Raw genomic sequence first — 8625 nt, forward strand, 5'->3', positions numbered from 1 at the left:
TTGTAGACGGGGTTTGCCTCTGACCACTGTGCATCCGATTAGTATCCCGCTGTTTCGGGCCATCACCAACGAGGGTTCGACACCTGCCCGAATCACGCTCGGACCATGAGCTGCCGCTGTAGCGGAGCCACCGCGGATGAGGATTTGGCCCGTCGACAGCCAAGACAGGCTAAAACGTCAGTGCAGTTCGGGAATAAGTCATACACCCCCGAACTGCACTGGTGGGACGTGAAGATCAGCTTCCGGTCCAGTCGACTGAAGTCACACACCTACCTTGGTGGCACTGGCGGTTCGGAGCTGACGGGCTCCGATTCGCGGTTCGGATCGAACGGAATCTCGTTGTCGATGGCATCTCGCATTGTTGCGACCGGCGCTGGCTCATCGGTTGATCGCCGCGCAGTTCCATCGCTGACGGCAGCAACTTCCTCTGCTGACAACGTCACTTTGCCCGCGCGTGGAGCGACCGTGTACCAGTTTTCGGACGGCAAGAAGCCAGCCGACATAAGGTATGTTGCTCCCGGCTCGATCAGTGGGTCATCGTCCAGTAAGTACAACGTACCGTCGGTGCCATACCCGCCTTGCTGATTGACGAGTATTTGGCCCGCGACGTCACCCTTTAGGGTCTGAAGCACCTCAACAGAAAACTGCGTCTCGGGAAACGGCCCAACTGCCTTCGTACCGACTTGCTCAATCACTGTTCCGACGAAGACCGCGTCGGCCCAACCGGCAAGCTGCTGAGGGTCTGTCACATCGAAAGCCGAGTCCATTTCCACTGCTTGTGTGCGCGTAGTCACGCTGGCAGTCGTGCCAGCATCTCCAGGTTGCGTGCCTGCCGAAGTGCTGCAGCCAACTAATACAATGCAGGCGAATAAGCTCGCAACGCCCACCGTGCCGTACTTTGATCCTAAACTTCTGACCTTCATCATGTCATCCCCAGAGTTGACGGTAGGCGGCTTGATCCATGAACTGCGGCGCAAAAACCGATGAGTTTGAAATCGGATCCATCAGCTGACTTTTGCAGTTATGCGCCAAACCGAGCGCATGACCCATCTCGTGTGTCATAACGTTCCGTTGATTACTGGCGTTACCGAGCTTCGCTGTATTCATTTGAATAGTGTCCACCCCAAAGTCGGTGTTGCTGTATAGCCCGGCCCATGTGACGTCCGGACGGTTGGCGTCGGAAATTTCCACATTAGTGAGCGTCGGGTTCACAGGGTCATAGGGGGTAACCTGGACGCTCCCAAGTGCATTCCAAGCAGTGGATGCCTGCGAAATTGCGGTCGTGTATTGGGAAGATGACTGATAGGTGAGTTTGGAGAAGAGGACTGAGCTGTAGCCCAATGTCGGCGGCCTGCGTCCTGACGTCAGATACTGGCCGTTCTGGAAGTTCTGTCCGGAAGCGCCATATGACTCGTAACCATCATTGGACGTTGTTCCATCTTGACACAGGTACTCATCACTGCTCGGGAAGCCCAAGGGTCCAAGCTCGTAGTTCTGCGCAGCCCACTGATCGCGAATGTTACCCCAGGTGGCATAGGCAGATGTGGCTCCGAACTTGTATGTAATCGCGCCGCCCTGGAAGTTGTTGTACCGCCCGCCAGAAGCAGGGCTCTCACGTGTGACCGGGTACCCGAGTCGTCCACGTTCGTCGCTTCGCTTCTCGTACTGATACGGGCCGTTGACATACGTTCTGTACTGACGCGATGGCAAATTAAGCCACTTGTTCATGATCAAGCCGCCGATTTGACGACCTTTGTTTGGGTCGACATTCGGCGACCAGTAAATGCGATTAGTAAACCCGAATTCCTGCTACCGCCCCTCGTTGCTGTTTCCTGCGTAAAGCTCGCCACTGGTGGGTTCTCCGATACTCGAGGTGCCGCCTTGGCCGTATTGGTTAGCACCGGAAAGGAAATCGATAAATTCGCGTTCGATGGAGCCGAATACCCACTGGTTGTTGCGAAATTGATCGGCGTTCGCAACGCCAGGTGTAGAAACTAGCAATGCAAGGGATGTAATTAACGCACCGATAAGTGACATTCTTCGAGCGACAATTTGATTTCGCGTCCGATGCTGCCTGAAGCGGACATTGATCAATGGGCTTGGATCGCCAATATGCGACTTGAGAGGTAGCCTGCTCGGTTTCATGGAGCTCCCACAGTGAAGGGCATCAAGGACGAACCGAACAGTACGGTCAGTTTGCCCACCGTTGGAGAGACACGCGAACACGAGTTTGGTCACAATTCGGTCACCGTGACCGCCGCCAACTCGACGGCGGCTAGACTTCGAACGCATGAGCAATACAGGTTCTCGGTGGCTACGGCCAGCTGTCCTGCTGGTTCTAATCGGCGTCTTGCTCGTTGGTGTTGCATTTGGGGCGACCAGCCAGATTGGGCTCGGTCGCTCGGCCTCAGAAATTTGCGAGAATGCTTATCCGGGGGCTGTCGACGTCGAGTCCAGTCGTCCCCTCCTACCGCTAGTCGTCGTGCGTTGCGCTGCACAGGATTTTGACACGCGTGTGGAGACTAATGAATTTGATCCGCTGTCAACGCTTGTCCTCGCGGCTGGGATCGCAAGCATTGTCGTTGGTGTATCTGCCATCCGACGTCAAAAGCTGAACGAGTCATCTCAAAAAGGACAGCGGTGAACATACTCGGAGTGGTCTGGTCTGATTCGCTGTGTGAGAACTCGAATTAATTCTGGTCGGAGGATACTTCCTCCCCGACGCCCAGTATCTTGCAGCTTTATCGGTGGATCGAGGCTTAGCGGTCCTGCCGGCCACACGCGCCCACGACAGCGTCCGCGGAGCTCGAGCGTGACTGCAGGGAGGTCACCCCTGACGTTGTTTCCAGTTCTTTCCGTAGGGCGTGGTTGTCGAGTGTTAGCCGCTGGATGACGGCCAGTGCGAGGGTGAGGTCTTGAGTCAGCGCCGCGTTGTCTCGTTGCACGCGTTTGTTGGAGGCAAGGAGTTCGGTCCGGTCGTCATGCCGTGTGGCGACGGGAGCTGCGACGGAAGCGGCTCTGAGTTCGGCAGCGATAGCGGGGTAGTGCCGCCAGAAGGTTGCGTTGGACAGACCCAGTCGACGGGCAAGGCCGATGACAGTGGCGCGGCCGCCGGCCGATGCTGCGTCTTCGATGTGCTCTGTCATCACTCGACGGACGTCCTGCTCGCTCGGGAGGTCGATGCGTTTACTCATCGGATTGAGTTCGGATCGTGTCGGTCGACGAACTGATTTATCTGCTCACTCCGTTGCCGTAGTCGATGCTGCAGCAACGGAGGCAGCGACGGTGTTCGTTCGAGCTCGCGCTCGATATCGGAGCTCTCCGAACGCAACTCGTCGAGGTTGCCTGAGGTGAGCGCGACGTTGCGGCATTCGAGAGGTCGACAACCACCGAGCGTCGGCGCGTTCTGGCCCGAAAGGTTTTGTGCGCGTGTGCACAGTGCCTTGTCCGGATCGTAGACGCAGGTGGCGTATCGGCCTGGATAGATTGCTGGGTCGAATCGGCGTATTAAGCGGTCGTGCCGACGCCGGTCGGTGACGACCTGTCCTTGGTATCGGATATTCGACTCGAGCTCGCTCAGACGTCGGCGGGCTTCGTCGGCGGCGGGTCCAACGAGATCGGTGTGTTCGTGGGCATCGATCATTGCCATCAGACCCTCCCCTCGGGCAAGGGCCTCCTCTGACTCGACTTCGGCGCGGAAACCGCTATCCGATGTGCCGGCGTAGCCCTCGAACATCTGGACAGCTTGGTGGCGATATTGAATTGCCCCGGCAATGGATCCGCCGGGTTGGCGTGCGATGAACCAGGCGAGTGTTCGTCTGAACTGGCGGGTTGTCAGCCGCCACGTTTGGGCATTCACAGCCGGAATGTCCTCTGCGAGATCATGTGCGCGACAATAGCCATCGATCCAGGACACCAGATTGTTGATGTGGTCGTTCGTGGTCTTGGTCAAATTGACGTGGGCGGCGGTTTTGCCGATCCGCACAGCGGTGCCATGAGTTGAGGGTGCGAACAGCCGGGTTTCGTTACGGGGTTGGAGGAGTTCGAGGACCGCCACGGCGCGGGCGGCCGGAGCGCCGACAACCCAGGTCGCTTGCACTCCGGTGGGGTCGCGTTCACCTTTGAACGCCAGGCTGGTGATCATCCACCGGTAGGGCCTGCCGTGAGGGTCACGTTTGACGCTGATGCAGCCCCGCTGCAGATGCTTGATCTCGCTGTCACGCATGCCGGACAGGAACGCGATGATCACGTAGCAGGCTGCGCTCAGCGCCGACAGCAGGTGCAAGATCCCGGCCTGCCGATCACGCCGATTGAACAGGATGCGGTCAATCCAGGGGGACCCGTTGATCCGTCCGTTGATCACCACGTCACACGAGACATCGTTGTCGACCCCGACCAGTCGAGCTGTGTCCTCGATGAGGTCATGGTAAGTCCGCAAGGTCGAGCGATCGCATCCAAGCAGGCGGGACAGGTGGCGAAAGCTCGGTTGGCCGTTGTGTCCCGGTAGTGGGCGTTCTGCGTCACGGTATTCAGCTAACAGATGGACCAGATCCTTCTCTACCCAACGCCTTGCCTCGGGCGGAACTACCCCTTCTTGCAATCGAACTCGTCGCCACTCGCGGTCTGCCGCGAGAATGTCCGATGCAAACTCATCGACGAACCGCAGACTCCAGGTGAGTAGGGGTCCGAGCACCGCCTCCGGAATTCTGGCGGTCGCGTTGTCTGGCCCGCTCCTGTCGCCGGACTCGCTCCAACCATCGATGTGGTACGGGTCGAAAGTCAGCTGATCGGTAACCATGAGTCCGCGGTAGCGATAGAGCGACCGAACCGAACTGCGATAGCGATCACGAACCGTGAGAGTGGGTTGCGTCGCGAGCAAATGCAGTTGGTACGCAATCAAATCGGAAGGTTGCAACTCCGATAGCAGCGGCTGGCGCAGGTTGGGTCGCGAAGCGAGCCAGGAGAAGAAGTGGCGGAGCGTGGGCAACATCGAGGCAATCGTCGCTACCTTCGGTAAGCCGCGTCCTCTGGCGGGTGCAGGCCCGCCCAGCAGCCCGATGAAAAGTTCTTTGGCCACGGTGCGATAGACAGACGGCACGGATGTGAAGTCGAGGATCAGAGCAACATGATGTTGCTGAAAGAAAGCTGGACTGAGATCCCAGACGTCCTCTACGAATCGGGAAGCTCGGCTGAGTTCTGTCTCCGGGCGCACCGGCCGCCCGTTCAGTACGCATCGTTCGTCGAACGGGTGCGACGTCGACGGTTGAGGGTGGGCGTTGGTCATGTTTGCTCCCATGGTGATTCGACGAGATCGAGAAGTGCATCGGTGGGTTTGATCTCCGTTGCCGCCAGGATCTCGGACCGATTGAACTTCGAGAGAACGTCATGGCGGATGGCCGCCCACGTCGGTCCGTATCGGACCCACCAATCGGCCTCCGACAGCTGATCGCGGCGGGCCGCCAGCGCATCGAGCAATCCGAGCAGTCCAGGAAGGTGATCAGGCGTGATCACGCAGTTTCCGCAGTGAAAGCAGTCGAGAAACGATGCGCGACAGCTTCTCCCGGTGGCGGGATGGTGGTCGTGATCCCGGCACGCTGACCAGGCGGTATCGGCTGCGTCTGTGTGCGTCGGCGGGGTATCCCCGTGAGGATTGGTGGCGGAGCGTTCCGGCTGCACGTTCAGTGTGCCTCCTGCAACGTGCAGCGCCCGTCTGTGTGCTGCCAGAGCGCTCGATTCGGCGTCGCTGACGGCAGCCGCAACAACGGTGTGTGCCCATTCCTGTGTTGTCGGGTCTCCGCGTAGATAGTTCCGGAACAGAACCGGGATGGTGTTGCTCCGGGCAGCGGACGGGAGGTGACCGCCGATCTGTTTGGTACGGCGCACGTCTGCCGTGGTCTTGATCCGGTTGCCGGTGACCGCAAGCGGAGCCGGGGGCGTTCCGTCGACGACGTCAGCGTGGAGGCAATGCCGGGTGCGCCATCCGGCAAGGTTGATTGCTGTCGCGGTCAGTTCGCGAGCGAATGGGTCGAAATGTTCTTCGATACCGCGAAGGCCGGTGTTGTGGCCGCTACGCCAGATCGACCAAACGGATGCGCTGCCAGAAGTGTTCCTGCTGCGAGTGGTCAGTTCGTGTAGCAGTAGGTAAAGACCGCCGGGATAGTGCAGTTCGCGACCCGGTGGCCCGATCTCCCACGTCGCGGTCTCGAACCATCGGTGATTGCCGCGGCGGCGTTTGATGACACGAACTTCGACGGCGCGTGTCTCCAGGATTCGGTGTTCCCAGGGGAGCTCTTTGATGGTTTCGATATTGCGGCCGGTCAGCGCCACCATCAACACGAGCATTGGCGCGAGGTCCCGGATCGTCATATAGAGCCGGCTCGCAAGCTCCAGTCTGACGACGTGCGCGCTGAAGCTCCGGCTCGGGGGTACGACTCCTGATTCCGCAATCGCGACGAGCTCTTTGTCGCCCTCCAAGCCTTCCTGTTCACCCGTTTGTCCTATTGCAGCTTCCGAGAGTCGAATTCGATCGCGCAATGCGGTGATGTCTGACCGAGCGGCTGAGAGAATACGATCGAACTCTCCGTCCGAGTAGCCAGGTTGGCCAATCCGGGTCTGCCCGATTTGGCGGCAGGTGTAGTCGATCACTGATGAATTCACCGTATCGACCAGCGGTGGCAACGTCAGGAACTGTCCGAAAAGTGCGATGCCTCGCCAGGCGTAGACGTCCTTCTGCGTGATTCTGCGCTGGTTGTAGACAGATTGGAGGTGGGCGGTCTCCAGCAACGGTGGTCCGGTCGGTGGATCCGGCAGTTCCGAGAGGGATCGCAGCATGGATCGCACCCTCGTAACCAGTCCCTTCGCTGAGCTGAGCGTCCTGCTGCGTCCCGTCGCCCCGAGGGCAAGGGCCAGAGCCTCTGCAACTGCCGTGTGCCAACCGGGCAGCGCCATCTTCGCGACGTCCACCAGCAGAGTCCGGCCGTCTTCACCATCGAATCGGACCGTGAGGCCGGAGGCGATGGCGTGTTCGCCTTCGGTCGGTGTGTACGGGCCAGATGGGAGCATCGCGCGGCGCCCGGTGCCGGTACTGCCGCGACCGTTCACTGTGTTTTGTTCTCAGTGGCGACGTCGAAGACGTCGAGTGGAGTGTCGCGGGGATCTTCCCATGTGTTGGGCACCAACATCATTCGCGTTTCCATTTCCAATTCCGACAGCGCGTGTAAGTAGATCTGTGTTGTCACCACGGAGCGGTGTCCGAGGCGACGTCGCACCCAGTCCAGAGGGTCACCGAAGATCTGTGTCCATTGCCCTCGCTGTTCGGCAGTCATTTCGGTCATCGCGCTGATATGTCCGCGCTGTAGCTGTTCCAGAGTCACCACCGCGAACGTGTGCCGCAGGAGGTGAGCATGTGCAGTCAGAGGAACTCCTGCTCGACGACACCGTGTGTTGGCGACTGCGAACATGTCTTTCCAGGTCGAGACCGCGATGGGGGTGCCGAACTCCGACAGCCAGAACGCGGCCGGCGTCAAGCCATCGGGCCCGTCGATGAGCAAGCGGCGTCGTTCGTCGGCATCGAGGTTGGAAACTTTCACGGTCGATCGCAGACCGGACCGAGTCTGTACGACGACCGGCGAATGCGGATCAGGGATCACGAGCGGGCGGCGAACCTGTTCGTACCGTCCGCAGGCGCGTGCGCGGGCGATGACCTCCGCGCGATCGAGTGTCGCGTACCCGATCAGGTCGGCGATCACGGATTCAGGAACGTAGACTCGGCGGGCCGAACGACCTTTGGCGATGGCCGTCGGCAGCCAAAAACGTTGATAGCCCCCGAGACCGCGAGCTGTTGGCACATCGAATACCGTCAGCGCCGCTTGCTCGGACAACCGCATGCCGGTGCGCACCATCAAGTCGCAGAATGATGCATTGCGCGCCGCCCAGCGACCGCGAAACCCGGTGTCGTGGACACCGTCGGCGCGATATCCGCGAATCCCGACATCGCGCCATAAACGGTAGGACTGGGGTGGGAGCCACTCGATACGATCCGTCGCGGCATCGTGCGAGTAGGTTGCCGGTGTTGTGGTCGAAGAGTCATGACGGACGAGGCCCGCGCCGAACGGCATTGGTCGTCGAACTCTCTGCGGCACAGGGTTGTTCAATATATGGCCCGCGCGGACCTGCCATCGATAGAACTTGTCGACTGCGGCAACCTCTCGGTCCCATGTCGCACCTTGTATGTGCGGCCCTTGAGAGTCGATCCTGCGCCAGCGCCAGTACGCCAGATGGTCAGCCTCGTTGACGTCGCACCAACGAGCTCTGTCTCGTGAGACAGCAACGAAGTTCAAAAACGCGGCTAGATCGCGGGCGTAGCCCACCTGGGTGTGGCGCGCCTTCGCCTGCATATCGACTGATCTGAAGAAGGCATTCAACTCGATGTCATACTCAAATGATGGGTCAATGAGGAACGGCGTGCCGGCCACCAACTCTGGCCGCGCGAACCCAGGCCACTCCAAATTTGTGTCCGGCACCGCTGGCCGCGGCACCAACTCGTGTGGAGTGATACAAACACGCCAACCAGGTCTCGGCATGGTGGGCAACAGTACGTGGACATCTGTCCATCCGTGCACAAAA

Annotated in this window: 7 protein-coding genes and 1 pseudogene; all 8 read right to left on the reverse strand. The window is 59.7% G+C overall.

Translation table 11 applies throughout. The annotated features are described in order from the left end of the window. Positions 1-269: 269 nt before the first annotated feature. Positions 270-926 (reverse strand): hypothetical protein, encoded by a 657-nt coding sequence (locus tag CH275_RS26675; protein WP_143545005.1) that lies wholly within the window; start codon positions 924-926, stop codon positions 270-272. Position 927: 1 nt separating this feature from the next. Continuing rightward, positions 928-1728, reverse strand: coding sequence for a matrixin family metalloprotease (locus tag CH275_RS26680; protein WP_008720606.1), 801 nt, complete (start codon positions 1726-1728; stop codon positions 928-930). 81 nt (positions 1729-1809) lie between these two features. After that, positions 1810-2145, reverse strand: coding sequence for a hypothetical protein (locus CH275_RS29295; RefSeq protein ID WP_141217217.1), 336 nt, complete (start codon positions 2143-2145; stop codon positions 1810-1812). 614 nt (positions 2146-2759) lie between these two features. Continuing rightward, positions 2760-3194, reverse strand: a complete 435-nt coding sequence (locus tag CH275_RS26685) for a hypothetical protein (RefSeq protein WP_042940335.1) — start codon at positions 3192-3194, stop codon at positions 2760-2762. After that, positions 3191-5284, reverse strand: a complete 2094-nt coding sequence (locus CH275_RS29705; RefSeq protein ID WP_094642678.1) for a hypothetical protein — start codon at positions 5282-5284, stop codon at positions 3191-3193. The genes CH275_RS26685 and CH275_RS29705 overlap by 4 nt, the downstream gene beginning before the upstream one ends. Next, positions 5281-7062: a hypothetical protein gene (locus CH275_RS26695; protein WP_141215008.1), complete on the reverse strand. Its 1782-nt coding sequence runs from the start codon at positions 7060-7062 to the stop codon at positions 5281-5283. Before CH275_RS26695 ends, CH275_RS29705 begins: the two co-directional genes overlap by 4 nt. A gap of 35 nt (positions 7063-7097) precedes the next feature. Then, complete coding sequence (locus CH275_RS30215) at positions 7098-7901, reverse strand: site-specific integrase (protein ID WP_232433769.1); 804 nt, start codon at positions 7899-7901, stop codon at positions 7098-7100. A gap of 270 nt (positions 7902-8171) precedes the next feature. After that, positions 8172-8582 (reverse strand): annotated as a pseudogene (locus CH275_RS30220) (site-specific integrase); the annotation flags it as partial. Positions 8583-8625: the final 43 nt, after the last annotated feature.

The sequence above is a fragment of the Rhodococcus sp. 06-235-1A genome, assembly GCF_002258785.1.
Classification (GTDB): domain Bacteria; phylum Actinomycetota; class Actinomycetes; order Mycobacteriales; family Mycobacteriaceae; genus Rhodococcoides.

Excerpts from the sequence above, each read along its gene's own strand:
- CH275_RS29295 (WP_141217217.1), bottom strand. The coding sequence starts at position 2,145 with ATGAAACCGAGCAGGCTACCTCTCAAGTCGCATATTGGCGATCCAAGC.
- CH275_RS26685 (WP_042940335.1), bottom strand. The coding sequence starts at position 3,194 with ATGAGTAAACGCATCGACCTCCCGAGCGAGCAGGACGTCCGTCGAGTG.
- CH275_RS26695 (WP_141215008.1), bottom strand. The coding sequence starts at position 7,062 with ATGCTCCCATCTGGCCCGTACACACCGACCGAAGGCGAACACGCCATC.
- CH275_RS30215 (WP_232433769.1), bottom strand. The coding sequence starts at position 7,901 with ATGGTGCGCACCGGCATGCGGTTGTCCGAGCAAGCGGCGCTGACGGTA.
- CH275_RS26680 (WP_008720606.1), bottom strand. The coding sequence starts at position 1,728 with ATGAACAAGTGGCTTAATTTGCCATCGCGTCAGTACAGAACGTATGTC.
- CH275_RS26675 (WP_143545005.1), bottom strand. The coding sequence starts at position 926 with ATGATGAAGGTCAGAAGTTTAGGATCAAAGTACGGCACGGTGGGCGTT.
- CH275_RS29705 (WP_094642678.1), bottom strand. The coding sequence starts at position 5,284 with ATGACCAACGCCCACCCTCAACCGTCGACGTCGCACCCGTTCGACGAA.